A 16,133-nucleotide genomic window follows, 5' to 3' on the forward strand; every position below is an offset into this window, starting at 1 on the left:
CCGCCGCGCCCGGGCGCCCCCCGCCTAGACGTCGCTTTTCAGGATCCGCCGGAAGTACTTGTCGTAATGGGCACTCAAGGTGAGCTCCCCGGCGTCGTGCAGGGCCTGGAGCGTGTGGACGTCCTCCACGGTGGGGTTGGAGAAGAACTTGCCCACCGTAATGCCGTGGGCCGGGGCCGGTTCCACCGTGATGCTGTCTCCCGCCTGCACCTTGCCCTTGTGCAGGACCCGGAAGTACACGCCCACGCGGCCGGCCTCCGTGAACCGCCGGACCCACTGCGGCTCGCCCATGCGCTCGGCGAAGGTGGCGCACGGCACGCGCGGCGACGTCGCCTCCAGCAGCAGGTGCCTGCCAACGCGCCAGCGCTGGCCAATCACGGCGCCCGTGGTTTCCACGCCCTGGGTGCGCAGGTTCTCGCCAAAGAGCCCCGGCGGGATGGCGCGGCCCAGTTCCCGGCTCCAGAAATCGGCGTCGGCCTGGGAGTAGGCGTATACGGCCTGGTCCGGCCCGCCGTGGTGTTCCCGGTCCCCCTGCACGTCGCCAAAGACGCCATATTTGCGGATGTCCACGGTCCCGGGCACGGGCCGCTTGTCAATCGCCGTGACGCCGAAGCCCGTTTGGGTCGCGGCCAGCTGGTGGACGCGGCACAGGGCAAGGACCGTCCCTTCTGCGGTGGGGTTCATGCTTCCAATTTACGGCAGCGCCGTCCTGTTCTGCGCCCCGTTGGCCACCGCCGATGCGCAGGACACCGTCAAGCGCCGCCTGGGGCCGGCACGCGGCGCCCGACAGGACGGCCGCTACGGCTGGAAGCGGTACCCCATGCCGGCCTCCGTGAGCAGGTGCGCGGGGTTCGCCGGGTCGCGTTCGAGCTTGCGCCGCAGCTGTGCCATGTAGACGCGCAGGTAGTGGGTCTCCTTCGCGTAGGCCGGGCCCCAGACCGCGGTGAGGAGCTGCTGCTGGCTGACCAGCCGCCCCGGGTTGCGCACCAGCAGCTCCAGCACGCTCCATTCGGTGGGCGTCATCCGCACCGGAACTCCCTTCCGCAGCACGATCTTGTTGGCCAGGTCCACGGTGAACTCGGCGGTGGAGACCAGGGGTTCGGCGGTCTGCGGCCCGGCCCTGCGCGACGCCGCCCGCAGCCTTGCCAGGAGCTCGTCCAGCCCGAACGGCTTGGTCACATAGTCATCGGCCCCGGCGTCGAGCGCCTCCACCACGTCAAGGGAGCCGTGCCGCGCCGACAGCACGATGATCGGCACCTCCGTCCAGCCGCGCAGCCCGGCAATCACGTCAAGCCCGTCCATGTCAGGCAGGCCCAGGTCAAGCACGACGACGTCGATCGCGTGGGTTTGTGCGGCCAGCAGCGCCGCGGCCCCGTTGGGCGCCGTGACCACCTGGTAGCCGTGGGCGTGCAGGTTGATTTGCAGGGCGCGCAGGATCTGCGGCTCGTCGTCCACCACCAGCACAGTGTTCATGCGGTCCCCCTCGGGCTCCTGGTGGTCCTGATCCCCGTGGACAGCGGCAGCCGGATGACCATGGTCAGCCCGCCGCCGGGTGTCGGCTCGGCCTCAAGGAGTCCGCCCATGATTTCGGTGAAGCCCTTGGCGACTGCCAGTCCCAGCCCCACCCCGGTGCCGCCCTCCGCGCCGTAGGAGACGTCGTCGAGCCTTTGGAAAGGGCGGAACATGGCCATGACGCTTTCCGCGGGGACGCCCTCGCCGTGGTCAACCACGCGCAGCTCGCTGGCGGGCCGGCCGTCCACGGTGGCGCTGCCGCTGCCGCCCACCGAGCCGACCACCAGGATGTCCGACTCCGGCGCGTATTTCACGGCGTTTTCCACGATGTTGGCGATGACCCGCTCCAACAGCCCCGGATCGGCCTCCACGGGCGGCATGTTGGCGGGGAGATCGCGGCGGACCCGGCCCGCGGGGACGCCGTGCAGCGCGGCGGGAAGCACGTCCTGCCAAGCCACCGGGCCCAGCACGGGAGCGACCATGTCCGCACTCAGCCGCGACATGTCCAGCAGGTTCCCCACCAGCGCGTCCATCCTGTCCGAGTAGTGCTCTATCGTGGCCAGCAGCTCCGCCTCCTCGTCCGCGGAGAACCGCACCTCGCTTTGCCGCAGGCTGCTGACCGCCAGCTTGATGCCGGCCAGCGGCGTGCGGAGGTCGTGGGACACTGCGCGCAGCACGGAGGTGCGGATCTTGTTGTCCTGAGCCAGCAGCCGGTACTCGCGCTGCGTGAGTGTCAACGCCTCGCGCTGCTCCAAGGCGATCAGGTGCGCGCCAAAGGCGCTCAGCAGTTGGCGGTCGCTGGCAGGCAGGATGCGCCCGCTCAGCCCGAGGATCCAGTGGTCGGAAATCTCCAGGACGTTGTCCGCGGCGTCCGGGCTTGGCGGCGGGTTGTCCCCCACGCTGGCGCCGGGCAGCCAGTTGCCGTGTCCGGCTCCCGGGCCGGCTCCCGGGCCGGCTCCCGGGCCTGCTCCCAGGCCGGCGGCCCCCAGGCCGGAAAACAGGGCCACGGATCTCATGCCAAAGTGTTCTCGGACCTGCTCGAGGAACACCTGGACGGTGTCGCTGGAGGCCAGGATGCCGCGGGCCAGTTCGCTCAGGGTGGCCGCCTCGGCGCTGGCTTTGCCGGCCTCCCGGGACCGCCTCGCGGACTGGTCCACGGCGAGCGCCACGGCCACGGCGACGACCAGGAACACGAGCAGTGCCAGCAGGTTTTGCGGGTCGCTGATGGTCAGCGTGCCGATGGGCGGGGCGGAGTAGAAGTTGAGCAGGAGGCTGCTCCATACAGCGGCCACCACGGCCGGCCAGAGCCCGCCCACCAGGGCCACCGCGATGGTCGCGGCGAACTGTATGAGCATGGTCAGTTGAAGGCTGAGCTCACCCGTGCCCAGCTGCACCAGCATGGGCAGCACGGCGGCCAGGACAAATCCGGCAATGACACGCCCCCTGTCCAGCTCGCCGCGGCTGAACCGCAGGCCGGACTTGCCGCCCAGCGGGTGCGGGACCATGTGGACGTCGATGTCCCCGGCGTCGCGGACCACCCTGGCACCCACGCCGGGTCCGGCCAGGACGCCCAGCAGCGGCTTGCGCCGGGACGTGCCGATAACGATCTGGGTTGCGGCCACGCTGCGCGCAAAATCAAGCAGCGCCCGGGCAGGGTCGTCCCCACCCACGGAGTGGTAGGTGCCGCCAAGGTCCGTGACGAGCTGGCGCTGGCTTTCCAGCGCCAGCGGGACGCCGCCCGCCACCCCGTCCGACCGGGGAATGTGCACCGCCATGAGCTCACCGCCGCTGACCCGGCTCAGAATCCGTGCGGCCCGGCGGAGCAGGAACTCGCCCTCGGCGCCGCCGCTCAGGCCCACCACCACGCGCTCACGGGTGGGCCAGCTGGCCTCGATGCCGTGGGTTTCGCGATACTTGGCCACGCCTTCCTCGACGCGGTCGGCCAGCCACAGCAAGGCCAGTTCGCGCAGGGCCGTCAGGTTGCCCAGCCGAAAGTAGTTCGCCAGGGCCGCGTCCACCAGGTCCCTGGCATAGACGTTGCCGGCGCTCACGCGCTGGCGCAGGAGTTCGGGCGGGATGTCCACCAGCTCGATCTGCTCGGCCCGGCGCACCACGTCGTCCGGCACGGTTTCCTGCTGCCGGACCCCCGTGATGGCCTCGACCACGTCCCCCAGGGATGCCAGGTGCTGGATGTTGACGGTGGAGTAGACGTCGATCCCGGACGCCAGCAGCTGCTCCACATCCTGCCAGCGCTTGCCGTTTCCGGCGCCGGGCACGTTGGAGTGGGCGTATTCGTCCACGAGCGCCAGGGCGGGCCGGCGCGCCAGCAGGGCGGCCACGTCGAGCTCGTCAAAGTTGGAGCCGCGGTAGCTGACCGTCTTGGCGGGCAGCTGCTCCAGGCCATCCAACATTGCGCGCGTCTGGTCACGGCCGTGGTCCAGGACAATCCCGGCCACGACGTCCACGCCCGCGGCCGCCTGGACGTGCCCCTCCTCCAGCATGGTGTAGGTTTTACCCACGCCGGGGGCCGCCCCCAGGAAAATCCGCAATATGCCCCGTGCCATAGCGCCTATTCTCGCAGCACGCTACGGCCGGGCCATGGCTTGTTGCAGCGCGGCGTTCAATGTGGTGGTGTTCACGGAGGGCTGGCCGAGGAAGGCGTTGAATCCGCGGCTCGTGCTGGCGGCCACCAGTTCGCGCACCTTGGCGTTCCCGAGCCCCGTGGCCCCGGCAACGCGCGGCTCCTGTTGGGCCGCATAGGCCACGGAGATGTCAGGGTCCAGTCCGGAGCCGCTGGCCGTCACGGCGTCGAGGGGGACGCTGGCCGGCGGCACGTCTTCCCGGCGGGCCACCACGGCCCGGTTGGCCGCGATGGCCTTGGCCAGGGCGCGCTGGCTGGGTCCGAGGTTGGAGGCCGACGACGTCGACGGGTCCCAGCCCACTGCGGACGGCCGCGGGTAAAAGTAGGCGGGACCCGTGACAGGCTGGGCCAGCAGGGACGATCCGGCGGGCTGCCCGGACACGGTGATGATGGATCCGTTGGCCTGCGCGGGTGCCACAAGCTGCCCGATGCCGAACACCAGCGCAGGATAGGCCAGGCCCAGCAGGATCGTGGTGAAAAAGAGGAACCGCAGCGAGGTGAGCAGCTGGCGTCCATAAGCGTTCATTGCCAATTCCTGTCCGTGAGGTCTAGCCGATGGTGGGGATGAGGGCGACCGCGAGGTCAATGAACTTGATGCCGATGAACGGCGCTATGACGCCGCCCAGCCCGTAAACCAGCAGGTTCCGGGAGAGCGCCCTGGCCGCGGACACCGCCCGGTATTTCACCCCGCGCAGGGCCAGCGGCACCAGCAGCACAATGATGATGGCGTTGAAAATAACCGCGGACAGGATGGCGCTCTCGGGGGAATGCAGACCCATGATGTTCAGCAGCCCCAGCCCCGGGAACGTGGCGGCAAAGAGCGCCGGGACAATCGCGAAGTACTTGGCAACGTCATTCGCCACGGAAAATGTGGTCAGCGAGCCGCGGGTGATCAGCAGCTGCTTGCCGATCCCCACCACGTCGATCAGTTTCGTCGGGTCCGAATCCAGGTCCACCATGTTGGCGGCCTCCTTCGCGGCGCTGGTGCCCGAATTCATGGCCACTCCCACGTCCGCGGCGGCGAGCGCCGGGGCGTCGTTGGTGCCGTCCCCCGTCATGGCGACCAGCCGCCCGGCCCGCTGCTCCCGCCTGATGACCTCCAGCTTGTCCTCCGGCGTGGCCTCGGCCAGGAAGTCGTCCACGCCGGCCTCCCCCGCAATGGCCCCGGCCGTGATCTTGTTGTCGCCGGTGATCATGATGGTCCTGATGCCCATCGCGCGCAGTTCCGCGAACCTGGCCGTCATGCCAGGCTTGACCACGTCGGCGAGGTGGATGGTGCCCAGGATCCGCGCCCGCCCGCCGTCGAACACGGCCACCAGCAGCGGGGTGCCTCCCGTGCCGGAAATCTCCAGGACCGCCTCCTCCACCTCCTGCGGCTCAAAGCCGCCGCGTTCCTTGGCGTAGCTGACGACGGCGGACGCGGCCCCCTTGCGCACCTCCAGCACGCCTGTCCCCGGGTTGGCGGGGTGCCCGGAGGGCAGGTTCAGCCCGCTCATGCGGGTGGCGGCGCTGAATTCAATCACCTCAACGTCCGGCGTGAGCTCCTCCGGGCCGGTCACCGGTCCGGTCACCGGGCCGCTGCCGCCGGCCCGCGGCAGCGCCAGCTCGACGATCGAGCGGCCTTCCGGTGTTTCGTCTGCCAGCGACGACAGGCGGGCGGTGGCAGCGAGCACCCGGGGATCCACGCCGTCGGCCGGCACAAATTCCACGGCGCGGCGGTTGCCGTAGGTGATGGTGCCCGTCTTGTCGAGGAGGAGGGTGGTGATGTCGCCCGCCGTTTCCACGGCCCGGCCGGAGGTGGCCAGGACATTGTGTTGGATCAACCGGTCCATGCCGGCAATGCCGATGGCCGGGACCAGGGCCCCGATGGTGGTGGGAATCAGGCAGACCAGCAGTGCCACCAGGACCACAGGGGTGGGCAGGGCGCCGGCAAATTGCGCCATGGGGGCCAGGGCCATCACGCAGACCACAAACACGATGGTCAGCGAGGCCAGCAGCACGTTCAAGGCGATCTCGTTGGGTGTGCGCTGGCGGGTGGCGCCCTCGACCAGGGCGATCATCCTGTCCAGGAAGGTCTTGCCGCTGGCGGCCGTGATGCGCACCACGATCCGGTCCGAGAGGACCCGGGTACCCCCGGTGACGGAACTCCTGTCGCCGCCGGATTCGCGGATGACGGGCGCGGACTCGCCCGTGATGGCGGATTCGTCCACGCTGGCGAGTCCTTCAATGACGTCGCCGTCGCTGGGGACCAGGTCCCCGGCCTCGCAGACCACGATGTCGCCCACCGCCAGGTCCGTGCCGGCCACCAGTTCCTCCGCGAAGCCGGCGCCCAATCCGCTGGCGGCGCCGCTGGGCGCGGACACCCTGGCGGGCACCCGGCGTCGTGCCATGACGGAGGTGCGGGCGGCGCGCAGGCTGTCCGCCTGCGCCTTGCCGCGGCCCTCGGCGATGGCCTCGGACAGATTGCCGAACAGGACGGTCAGCCACAGCCACACGGTGACCCAGATGGAGAAGACCGCCGCCGGCGAGCCCGCCGCCAGCTGCTGGACGCTGACCAAGGTGCACACCAGCGAGCCGATGAGCACGGTGAACATGACCGGGGAGTGGACCATCGTGCGGGGATTGAGCTTGCGGACCGCCAGCGGAAGCGCGGCCAGGGTGTTGGCAAGGGTCATTTCAGGATTCCTTCAGCAGCCGGGCCCAGGGCGAGCGCCGGGAAGTAGGTCAGGGCGGCGACCAGCAGGGACACTCCGCCCAGGAGCGTGGCGAACAGCGGCCCGTGCGTGGCCAGCGTGCCCGCGGTGTCCGGGACCTTGCGCTGGCCGGCCAGGGTGCCGGCGAGCGCCAGGACCAGGGCGATGGGCACAAAGCGGCCCAGCAGCATGACCAACGCCAGCATCGCGGCAAGCGGGGGCCCGGAGGTGGTGATGCCGCCAAAGGCGGAGCCGTTGTTGTTGGCGGCCGAGGTGAAGGCGTAGAGGATTTCGCTGAACCCGTGCGGGCCGGCGGCCGGGGCGTTGGCTGACAAGGACGGGATGGCCACGGTCAGGGACGTCCCGGCAAGCGCCAGGACGGGGGTGGTGAGGATATAGAAGGCCACCAGCTTCATGGGTCCGGCCCCGATCTTCTTGCCCAGGAACTCCGGGGTCCGCCCCACCATGAGGCCTCCGATGAACACGGCCACGATGGCCAGCACCAGCAGGCCGTAGAGGCCGGAGCCCACGCCGCCGGGGGCGATTTCGCCCAGCATCATGTTCAGCATGGCCAGGCCCCCAGCCAGCGGGGGCAGGGAGTCGTGGGCCACGTTGACGGCGCCCGTGGAGGTCAGGGTGGTGGCGGTGGCAAAGATGGCGCTCGGGGCGGCGCCGAAACGCTGCTCGAAACCTTCACCCACACCCGTGCCGGTGCGGGCGTAGGCGCCGACGGCCCAGGCCATGAGGGTGCTGGAGGCCAGCCAGAACGCCACCATGACCGTCAGCACCGTGTGCCCTTGGCGCCTGTCCCCCACCATCCGCCCGTACATGGCCGGCAGGGTGAAGGGGATCAACAGGAGCAGGAACACCTCGAACAGGCTGCTGAACGCCGTGGGGTTTTCAAGCGGGTGCGCGGAATTGGCGTTGAAGTAGCCGCCGCCGTTGGTCCCCAGCTCCTTGATGGCCTCCTGGGACGCGACCGGCCCGCCGGGCACGGTTTGCGCGGCGTGCGCGGCAAGCGTATGGATGTCCGTGCCGCCCCAGTTCTGCACCACGCCCGTCAGGATGAGGACCACGGCGCCCACCACACTCAGCGGCAGCAGCACGCGGATGGCGCCGCGGGCCAGGTCCACCCAGAAGTTGCCGATCCTGCTCGTCTCGGACCGGACCAGGCCGCGGACCAGGGCCACCACCACGGCCAGCCCCACGGCGGCCGAGAGAAAGTTCTGGACAGCCAGCAGCAGCATTTGCACGCCAAGGCCAAGGGTTGCCTCCGGCACGTACGTTTGCCAGTTGGTGTTGGTGGCGAAGGAGACGGCCGTGTTGATGGCAATCCACGGGTCCACCGCCCCGTGACCTTGGTTGAGGGGCAGCACCCCCTGCAGCAGCTGGCCCAGGAACACCACCAGGATGGAAACCGCGCTGAAGGCCAGCAGCGACCTCAGGTAGACCTTCCAATGCTGGTCGGCCTGGGGGTCCACGCCGGACAGCCTGTACAGCCCGCGTTCCAGGGCCAGGTGCCGGCGGCTGGTGAACGTCCGGGCCAGGTAGGCGCCAAACGGCTGGTGGACAATTCCCAGGGCGAGGGCCAGCATGGCCATCTGGGTCATGAAGGAGAAAGTATTCAGCTCCACGCCGTCACCACTTCTCGGGCCGGAAGAGGGCGGCGAAAAGGTAAACGAGGAGGGCGAGCCCCACGAGTCCCAAGAGCAGCCAAGTCAGCGATGCCATGGCGAAACCTGCTTTCACGGTCTGCGGTGATGTCTGGTTCCATCGCACACCCGGGCGGGGCACGGGAAGCCCGCTTTGACGCGTTCTTGATGCCGGCCGGCGCCATCTTGACGGTTTCCGCACAGCCCTTGCGTGCCGGCGCAGTGCCGGCGCCGGGCACTCAGGAGGAGAAGCCGCCGTCGGCCTTGATCAGCTGACCGCTCACCCAGCGCCCGCCCGGGGAGAGCAGGAAGGCCACGGTCGGTGCAACGTCCGCGGGGGTGCCAAGCCTGCCGCCCGGCTGCAGTGCGGTCAGTTCCGCCCGGACGTCGCCGTCCATCCAGCCGGTGTCGACGGGGCCCGGGTTGAGCGCGTTGGCGCTGATTCCCTGTCCGCCCAGCTCGCGGGCGGCCGCGATGACAATCCTGTCGAGGGCTCCCTTCGAGGCGCCGTACGGCAGGTTGAATGCCGTGTGGTCGCTGGTCAGCGCAACGATGGCCCCGCCGTCGGGCCCGGCCTGGCGCGCAAAGGCTGCAATGAGCTGCCAGCTGGCGCGGGTGTTGACGGCAAAATGCCGTTCAAAACTTTCCAGCGAGGTGTCCAGGATGGTGGAGTCCACCGATTCGCTGTGGGAGAGCACCAGGCCCTTCAGCCGGCCGGCCTCCCGCTGAATCTGCGCAAAGAGGCGTTCGACGGCGGACGGGTCGGCGAGGTCCGCCGGCACGGTCCAGACCCGGGCGCCGGCGGCGGTGAGTTCGGCGGTGAGGGTGCGGACGTCGTCGGGCTGCTCGCCCCAGGGCATGCGGGCATCGTAGGGCTGCCAATGGGTCAGCACCAGGTCCCAGCCGTCGGCGGCGAGCGCCCGGGCAATGCCCGCGCCGATCCCAACGGTGCGGCCCACGCCGGTGACAAGTGCGGTTTTGTGGTTCATGCACCCACCCTACGGGCCGGAGCCGCGCTTCACGGCGCCAGAAGCGGTAGCTTGGGAATGGGCCACCTGCCCGCCGGATTTCCGCCGCGACCCCGCGCGCATGCACCGAAAGGCCGTCATGACCCCCTCACTGCCCACCCCCAAGCCAGGCTTCGTCCCGGGCCGCGTGACGAAGCCGGCCACCCCGGCCCACCCGGCCACGCCTGCCGGGAAGCCGGGCGCCGGGAAGCCGGGCGCCGGGAAGCCGGGCGCCGGGAAGCCGGGCGCCGGGCCCGCGGCCAAGGGCGTCGGGCCCGCGGCCGGCCGCCCTGCCGCGGACACCGCCTCGATCAGCGCCGCCATCCGGGAAGCCGCCGACGCCGCCAAGAGGCGCGTGCTGGCCATCACCAACGCCCGTGTGGTGCCGATTGGCGGCGAGGAGTTCACCGGCACATTGCTGGTGGAGGGCGGCAGGATCCTGGCCCTCGGCGCCTCCGTGCAGGTCCCGGACGGGGCGGACGTGCTGGACGCGAAGGGCCAGTGGCTGCTGCCCGGCTTCATCGACGCCCACGTGCACCTGGGCATGCACCCGGAGGGCGAGGTGGGCTCCACGAGCGACGTCAACGAGATGACGGACCCCGTGATGGCGGCGGTGCGGGCGATCGACGCCGTGGACCCCTTCGACCCCGGCTTCGACGACGCCCTGGCCGGCGGCATCACGGCCGTGAACGTCAACCCAGGCTCGGGCAACCCCATCGGCGGGCTGGCCGTCGCCCTCCACACACACGGTCGCTACATCGAGGAAATGGTGCTGCGCTCCCCCAGCGGGCTGAAATCAGCGCTCGGCGAGAACCCGAAGCGCGTTTACGGCGAAAAGAAGCAGACGCCCTCCACCCGGCTGGGCACCGCGCTGGTGATCCGCCAGGCGTTCATGGAGGCCCAGAACTGGATGGCCAAGCCGGAGCCACGCCCGCGGGACGCCCAGATGGAGGCACTGGCCATGGTGCTGCGGCGCGAAATTCCGTTGCGGCAGCACTGCCACCGCGCCGACGACGTCGCCACGGCCCTCCGCCTGGCCGGGGAGTTCGGCTACGAGCTGGTCATTGACCACGGCACGGAAGCGCATGTCATTGGCGACGTGCTTGCCGCCCGCGGGGTCCCCGTCCTCATTGGCCCGCTCTTCACGACCAAGTCCAAACCTGAACTGCGCGGGCGTTCCATTGCCAACCCGGCCAAGCTGGCTGCGGCTGGAGTGGAAATTTCGCTGATCACGGACCACCCCGTGGTGCCCATCAACTTCCTGGTCCACCAGGCCACGTTCGCCGTGAAGGAGGGGCTGGACCGGCGCACGGCGCTGCGCTCCCTCACCCTCAACCCGGCCAAGGTGCTGGGACTCGACGGGCGGATCGGCTCCCTGGCAGTGGGCAAGGACGCGGACCTGGTGCTCTGGAGCGGCGATCCGCTGGACGTCATGCAGCGGGCCGTTAAGGTGTTCATTGGCGGCAAGCCCGTCTACACGTACGACGCCGTTTCCCGGCAGGGCACCGTGGCGTCGCGCGTGTAGGGACTTTGGTCTTAAAACGCAGGGAGGGGGCGTTCCACCTCCGTTCGTGCAGGTGGAACGCCCCCTCAGGGCGCGGGGTCAGGCGGGGAGCTGCAGTGCGGCACCCGTGAAGATCAGGTCGGGGTGGATCACGGTGTTCGCGTTCGCCTGGAAGAGGGCCTCCCACCCGCCCTTGATGCCGAGCTTCTGGGCGATGGTGCTCAGGGTGTCGCCGGACTTGATGGTGTAGGTCTTGCCGCTGAGCTGGACCGCTGCCGGGGCGGGGGCCTGCTCGGCCGGTGCCTGCTCGGCGGGGGCCTGCTGCACCGGTGCCTGCTGGAGGGGGGCGACGTTGGTTGACTGTGCAGCCACCGGGGCCGGCGCAGCTGCCGGGGTGTAGGCCTGGCCGCCACCGCCGGAGAGGCCCAGCTGGGCGGCGCAGGCGGGCCACGCTCCCCAGCCCTGGCCGGCCTGGACGCGCTCGGCCACTGCGATTTGCTGTGCCCGGGTGGCGTTTTCCGGAGCGCCGGTGCCGCCGTAGGCTGCCCAGGTGCTGGGCGTAAACTGCAGGCCGCCGGAGAATCCGTTGCCGGTGTTGATGGCCCAGTTGCCGCCGCTTTCACACTGCGCAAGGGCGTCCCAGGTGCTGCCGGATGCCGCGTTCGCGCCTGTTCCGGCGACGGCCAGCCCGGCACCGGCAATCGCGGCAATGGCGAGTCCGCGGCTGATGTTGCGGGTCAATGTGGAGTTCTTCATGGATGCGTGCTCCCAATGGCCACCTTCGCTCCATCCGTCCCCGGACTTCCGCGCGCCACCGTCGAACCTGTTGATCTGGAGGTCGTTTCCGTGGCCTGCCGCATGACGGTGTGCGGTGTGGGCAGGCCCGGGCATTCGTGGGCCGCACGAGGCGCGGCCGGCCCCTGAGGGCATGCTCAACCGTAAATCGAAACCAAATTGATATGCAAATCAGGTAATCGTGACCTTACTGTCACTGATTTCATCAGGATAATGGTGTATTTTAAGGCGCCGCTGTGTGTCCCCGGACTTTTCCCGCACGCCTGTTCTACGCACCGTTCCCATTGCCCGGATCCCGCTGCCGCCTCAGCTGTCCGCAGCCAGCGCGAGCCCGGCCCTTCCTTGGCGCATCCTCTGGGCAACCGTCTTCGAGCAGCGGCGGCTGCCGGACGGTCCTGCGCGTCCGGGGCCTTCGGCCCGCGCTGAAAGGGAGCCCTCCGCGCCGGATTTGGCCTTGGCTCAGCTTGGGCTGCTTGGCAGGCCTCGGCCTGGCCGGTGGCCACTCGAACACATGCCCGGATTTTCATCCCGGAAGTCAGGAGAGGGCACGACCATTTGGGGCTGTGCCGCGTGTGCGGTGGAACCCCGTGTGCGGTGGAACCCCGGACCCCGAGGAGGCCCCGGAGGGTCAGAGGGAGCTGATGGCCTGGTCCAGGTCCGCGATCAGGTCGGCCACGTCTTCGATGCCCACGGACAGGCGGACCAGGTTTTCCGGCACGGCCAGCTCGGTGCCCTTGACGGAGGCGTGGGTCATCGCCGACGGGTAGTTCATGAGCGATTCGATGCCGCCCAGGGACTCCGCCAGCGTGAACACGTGGGTGGACTCGGCCACCTTTCGCGCCGCCGCCTCGCCGCCCTTGAACTGCACGGAGATCATGCCGCCGAAGCCGCGCATCTGGCGGGCGGCGAGCTCGTGCCCGGGGTGGTCCGGCAGGCCCGGGTACAGCACGGTTTCCACCTCGGGGCGGGTCAGCAGCCATTCGGCGATCGCCTGGGCGTTGGCGGAGTGGCGGTCCATGCGCACGCCGAGCGTCTTGAGCCCCCGGGTGGTCAGCCAGGCCTCCATCGGCGCGGACACGGCACCCACCGCAAACTGCACAAAGCCGATCTTCTCGGCGGCCTCGGCGTCGGACAGCACAATCGCGCCGCCGGAGGCATCGGAGTGCCCGCCGATGTACTTTGTGGTGGAGTGCACCACGACGTCGGCGCCCAGGGCGAGCGGGTTTTGGAGGTAGGGGGACGCGAAGGTGTTGTCGACGACCAGAAGGGCGCCGGCGCCGTGCGCCACCTTCGCCAGCGCGGCGATGTCGGTGATCTTCATCATCGGGTTCGACGGCGTCTCCACCCACACCATCTTCGTCTTGCCCTCGGGACCGCCGGCGGCAACGGCGGCAGCCAGCGCACCGGCGTCGTTCATGTCCACCGCCGCGTTGCTGATGCCCCAGACGGACAGGACCCGGTTGATGAGCCGGTAGGTGCCGCCGTAGACGTCGTTGCCCATGACGATGTGGTCGCCCGGGACCAGCAGGGCGCGGATCAGGGCGTCCTCCGCGGCCAGGCCGGAGGAGAAGCTGAACGCGAACCTGCCCCCCTCGAGCGCGGCGAGCTGGGCCTGGAGGGCGTCGCGGGTGGGGTTGGTGCCGCGGCCGTACTCGTAGCCGTTGCGCAGCTTGCCGATCCCGTCCTGGGCGAACGTGGTGGTCTGGTAGAGGGGCGGGATGACGGCGCCGGTGGTGCGGTCGGGGGTCTGCCCGGCGTGGACGGCGCGGGTGTTGAAGCCTTCGGTCATGGTGTCTCCTTGGGGTTCCGGTGGTTGGGCTTGTCGAAACCAGGGATCCCGACAAGCTCGATTACCGCTAGTCGTTGAGGTAGTGCAGCAGGTCGTGGCGGGTCAGGACGCCAACGGGGGCGCCGACGAAGGTGACCATGAGCGCGTCCACGTCCTGCAGCTTGGTGCGTGCGGCGGAAATGGGCTCGAGGGACCCGATGATGGGCAGCTGGGGCTGCATGTGCTCCGTGATCTTGTCCGTCAGCTTGGCCTCGTGGCGGAACAGCTTGCCGGTCAGCGTGCGTTCGTCCACGGAGCCGATCACCTCGCCCATCACCACGGGCGGCTCGGCGGAAAGCACCGGGATCTGGGAGACGCCGTATTCGGCCATGAGGTTGATGACGTCGCGGACGGTCTCGTTCGGGTGGATGTGGACCAGGTCCGGCAGCTGCCCCGTCTTGGTCTTGAGGACGTCGCCAATGGCGGGCTCGTCGGTGGCCTTGAGGAAGCCGTACGACTGCATCCACGCATCGTCAAAGATCTTGGCCAGGTAGCCGCGCCCGCTGTCCGGCAGGAGCACCACGACGACGGCCTCTTCGCCCAGCCCCTTGGCCGCTTCCAGCGCGGCCACCACGGCCATGCCGGAGGAGCCGCCCACCAGCAGGCCCTCCTCGCGGGCCAGGCGGCGGGTCATGGCGAAGGAGTCGTTGTCGGTGACGGCGATGATCCGGTGCGGGACCTTGGGATCGTAGGAGGCGGGCCAGATGTCCTCGCCCACGCCCTCCACCAAATACGGCCGGCCGGTGCCGCCGGAGTAGACGGAGCCTTCCGGGTCGGCGCCGATGATCTGGACCTCGCCGCCGTCTTTGGCGGGGCGGTCCGCGGAGGCCTCGCGCAGGAAGCGTCCGGTGCCGGTGATGGTGCCGCCCGTGCCCACGCCGGCCACGAAGTGCGTGACCTTGCCTTCGGTGTCGCGCCAAATTTCGGGTCCGGTGGTCTCATAGTGGCTGAGCGGACCGTTCTGGTTGGAGAACTGGTCCGGCTTGTAGGCACCCGGGATCTCCGTCACGAGGCGGTCGGAGACGCCGTAGTAGGACTGCGGGGAGTCGGCGGCCACCGCCGACGGGGTCACCACCACCTCGGCGCCGTAGGCCCGCAGCACGGCGCGCTTGTCCTCGCCCACCTTGTCCGGGACCACGAACACGCAGTTGTAGCCGCGTGCCTGCGCCACCATGGCCATGGCAACGCCGGTGTTGCCGCTGGTCGGTTCCACCACGGTGCCGCCGGGCTTGATCCTGCCTTCCCTGGCAGCCTCGTCCAGCATCTTGACGGCGATGCGGTCCTTGGCGGAGCCGCCCGGGTTCATGTATTCCAGCTTGACCAGCACGGTGGCCTTGAGCCCGGAGGTCACCTTGTTGAGTTTCACCAAAGGGGTGTTGCCAATAAGGTCAAGGACGGAGTTTGCATACTTCATAAGTCCAAAGTATCCCCGGCGTGCCGCTGCAGCCAAAGGAGGTTACCCCTTGGGGCGTTCGCAGCCCTAGAATCGGGAGAATGCTCACCGCGTCCGATCCTTTGCCGGCACGACCGCGCCGGATCCTGGTGGCGGCGTCAGCGGGTCCGGGAAGACCACGCTCGCCGCGCGCATCGGGCAGCTGCTGGATCTGCGGCACACGGAAATCGACTCCCTTTTCCACGGGCCCAACTGGCAGCCGCGCGCGGACTTCATGGACGACGTCGCACACCTCACCAGTGCGCCGGCCTGGGTCACGGAGTGGCAGTATCCTGCGGCGCGGCCGTTGCTGGCGGAACGGGCGGAGCTTCTGGTGTGGCTGGACTTTCCGGTGGCGGTGTCGATGCGCCGGCTCATCCGGCGCACGGTCCGGCGCAGGTTGCGGCGGGAGGAGCTGTGGCACGGCAACATGGAGCCGCCATTTTTCACCTTCATGACCGACCGCGACCACATTGTCAGGTGGGGCTGGCGCACCAGGAACCTGTACAAATCGAGGGTGCCGGCGCTGGAACGCGACTTTCCCGGGCTGTGCGTGGTGCGGCTGGAGTCGCCGCGGGCCGTGGAAGCCTGGGTGGAAAATCTTCAGCTTTCCATCGCGTCCGGCTGGTAGCTTCGAACCATGACCCCGGAGGAACTTGCCACGCTGACCCTGCTGCGGCGTGCGCGGGACATGATTGACAGGGACTACGCGCAGCCCCTGGACGTGCCCGCCATCGCGGCCCGGGCGTTCATGTCCCCGGCACACTTTTCCCGCAAGTTCCGCGCCGCTTACGGGGAGACGCCGTACAACTACCTCATGACCCGCCGCATCGAGCGGGCGGCCGCGCTGCTCCGGTCCGGCATGTCCGTGACCGACTCCTGCATGGCCGTGGGCGCCACCTCCCTGGGCTCGTTCAGCTCCCGCTTCACCGAGATCATGGGCGAGACCCCCAGCGCGTACCGGTCGCGGGAACACAGCGCCATTGAAGCCATGCCCGCCTGCTTTGCCCGCTTTGCCACGCGCCCCATGCGCCGCTTCCGGCGCCGGAAGCGGCGCCGGCCAAGGTGA

General features: G+C 69.5%; 14 protein-coding genes. 3 read left to right on the forward strand and 11 right to left on the reverse strand.

Features of this window, described 5'->3' with window-relative positions; all coding sequences use genetic code 11:
• Positions 1 to 24: 24 nt before the first annotated feature.
• From G6034_RS00215 to G6034_RS00250, 8 genes are all read right to left on the reverse strand, one after another.
• Positions 25 to 684 carry an MOSC domain-containing protein gene (locus G6034_RS00215; RefSeq protein ID WP_176633090.1) on the reverse strand — a complete coding sequence of 220 codons (660 nt, stop codon included), beginning with the start codon at positions 682 to 684 and terminating at the stop codon, positions 25 to 27.
• A 114-nt stretch (positions 685 to 798) separates the two neighbouring features.
• Positions 799 to 1,473: a response regulator gene (locus G6034_RS00220; RefSeq protein WP_176633091.1), complete on the reverse strand. Its 675-nt coding sequence runs from the start codon at positions 1,471 to 1,473 to the stop codon at positions 799 to 801.
• Positions 1,470 to 4,076, reverse strand: a complete 2,607-nt coding sequence (locus G6034_RS00225) for a DUF4118 domain-containing protein (protein ID WP_176633092.1) — start codon at positions 4,074 to 4,076, stop codon at positions 1,470 to 1,472. Before G6034_RS00225 ends, G6034_RS00220 begins: the two co-directional genes overlap by 4 nt.
• 21 nt (positions 4,077 to 4,097) lie before the next feature.
• The gene (kdpC, locus tag G6034_RS00230) at positions 4,098 to 4,679 is read right to left on the reverse strand and encodes a K(+)-transporting ATPase subunit C (RefSeq protein ID WP_176633093.1); all 582 of its coding nucleotides are present in this window, start codon (positions 4,677 to 4,679) and stop codon (positions 4,098 to 4,100) included.
• Between the two features lie 22 nt (positions 4,680 to 4,701).
• The gene (gene kdpB / locus G6034_RS00235; RefSeq protein ID WP_176633094.1) at positions 4,702 to 6,828 is read right to left on the reverse strand and encodes a potassium-transporting ATPase subunit KdpB; all 2,127 of its coding nucleotides are present in this window, start codon (positions 6,826 to 6,828) and stop codon (positions 4,702 to 4,704) included.
• The gene (gene kdpA / locus G6034_RS00240) at positions 6,825 to 8,474 is read right to left on the reverse strand and encodes a potassium-transporting ATPase subunit KdpA (protein WP_176633362.1); all 1,650 of its coding nucleotides are present in this window, start codon (positions 8,472 to 8,474) and stop codon (positions 6,825 to 6,827) included. The genes kdpB and kdpA overlap by 4 nt, the downstream gene beginning before the upstream one ends.
• Positions 8,475 to 8,484: 10 nt before the next feature.
• A complete protein-coding gene (gene kdpF / locus G6034_RS00245; RefSeq protein ID WP_176633095.1) occupies positions 8,485 to 8,577 on the reverse strand; it encodes a K(+)-transporting ATPase subunit F in 93 nt (30 codons plus the stop codon).
• A gap of 160 nt (positions 8,578 to 8,737) precedes the next feature.
• Positions 8,738 to 9,487, reverse strand: a complete 750-nt coding sequence (locus G6034_RS00250) for an SDR family oxidoreductase (RefSeq protein WP_176633096.1) — start codon at positions 9,485 to 9,487, stop codon at positions 8,738 to 8,740.
• Between the two features lie 118 nt (positions 9,488 to 9,605).
• Between G6034_RS00250 and G6034_RS00255 the strand changes: the two genes are divergently transcribed.
• Positions 9,606 to 11,030 (forward strand): amidohydrolase, encoded by a 1,425-nt coding sequence (locus G6034_RS00255; RefSeq protein ID WP_176633097.1) that lies wholly within the window; start codon positions 9,606 to 9,608, stop codon positions 11,028 to 11,030.
• 78 nt (positions 11,031 to 11,108) lie between these two features.
• Here G6034_RS00255 and G6034_RS00260 read toward each other — a convergent pair whose 3' ends face one another.
• The 3 genes from G6034_RS00260 to G6034_RS00270 form a co-directional block, all read right to left on the reverse strand.
• Entirely contained in the window at positions 11,109 to 11,765 is a 657-nt protein-coding gene (locus tag G6034_RS00260) for a transglycosylase family protein (RefSeq protein WP_176633098.1), read from the reverse strand.
• A 667-nt stretch (positions 11,766 to 12,432) separates the two neighbouring features.
• Positions 12,433 to 13,593, reverse strand: coding sequence for a cystathionine gamma-synthase (locus G6034_RS00265; protein WP_176633099.1), 1,161 nt, complete (start codon positions 13,591 to 13,593; stop codon positions 12,433 to 12,435).
• Positions 13,594 to 13,660: 67 nt separating this feature from the next.
• Entirely contained in the window at positions 13,661 to 15,046 is a 1,386-nt protein-coding gene (locus G6034_RS00270; RefSeq protein WP_176633100.1) for a cystathionine beta-synthase, read from the reverse strand.
• 253 nt (positions 15,047 to 15,299) lie between these two features.
• Here G6034_RS00270 and G6034_RS00275 point away from each other — a divergent pair, with 253 nt between their 5' ends.
• Complete coding sequence (locus G6034_RS00275; protein WP_343037883.1) at positions 15,300 to 15,695, forward strand: hypothetical protein; 396 nt, start codon at positions 15,300 to 15,302, stop codon at positions 15,693 to 15,695.
• A gap of 9 nt (positions 15,696 to 15,704) precedes the next feature.
• Entirely contained in the window at positions 15,705 to 16,133 is a 429-nt protein-coding gene (locus tag G6034_RS00280; RefSeq protein WP_176633101.1) for a helix-turn-helix transcriptional regulator, read from the forward strand.

This window comes from Arthrobacter wenxiniae (assembly GCF_013376105.1).
GTDB classification, from domain to species: Bacteria; Actinomycetota; Actinomycetes; order Actinomycetales; family Micrococcaceae; genus Specibacter; species Specibacter wenxiniae.

Bases quoted from the DNA above. Each gene is read 5' to 3' on its own strand.
- G6034_RS00260 (WP_176633098.1), bottom strand. From the start codon at position 11,765: ATGAAGAACTCCACATTGACCCGCAACATCAGCCGCGGACTCGCCATT.
- G6034_RS00220 (WP_176633091.1), bottom strand. From the start codon at position 1,473: ATGAACACTGTGCTGGTGGTGGACGACGAGCCGCAGATCCTGCGCGCC.
- G6034_RS00270 (WP_176633100.1), bottom strand. From the start codon at position 15,046: ATGAAGTATGCAAACTCCGTCCTTGACCTTATTGGCAACACCCCTTTG.
- G6034_RS00265 (WP_176633099.1), bottom strand. From the start codon at position 13,593: ATGACCGAAGGCTTCAACACCCGCGCCGTCCACGCCGGGCAGACCCCC.
- kdpF (WP_176633095.1), bottom strand. From the start codon at position 8,577: ATGGCATCGCTGACTTGGCTGCTCTTGGGACTCGTGGGGCTCGCCCTC.
- G6034_RS00215 (WP_176633090.1), bottom strand. From the start codon at position 684: ATGAACCCCACCGCAGAAGGGACGGTCCTTGCCCTGTGCCGCGTCCAC.
- G6034_RS00225 (WP_176633092.1), bottom strand. From the start codon at position 4,076: ATGGCACGGGGCATATTGCGGATTTTCCTGGGGGCGGCCCCCGGCGTG.
- kdpB (WP_176633094.1), bottom strand. From the start codon at position 6,828: ATGACCCTTGCCAACACCCTGGCCGCGCTTCCGCTGGCGGTCCGCAAG.
- G6034_RS00275 (WP_343037883.1), top strand. From the start codon at position 15,300: ATGGACGACGTCGCACACCTCACCAGTGCGCCGGCCTGGGTCACGGAG.
- G6034_RS00250 (WP_176633096.1), bottom strand. From the start codon at position 9,487: ATGAACCACAAAACCGCACTTGTCACCGGCGTGGGCCGCACCGTTGGG.
- kdpC (WP_176633093.1), bottom strand. From the start codon at position 4,679: ATGAACGCTTATGGACGCCAGCTGCTCACCTCGCTGCGGTTCCTCTTT.
- G6034_RS00280 (WP_176633101.1), top strand. From the start codon at position 15,705: ATGACCCCGGAGGAACTTGCCACGCTGACCCTGCTGCGGCGTGCGCGG.
- G6034_RS00255 (WP_176633097.1), top strand. From the start codon at position 9,606: ATGACCCCCTCACTGCCCACCCCCAAGCCAGGCTTCGTCCCGGGCCGC.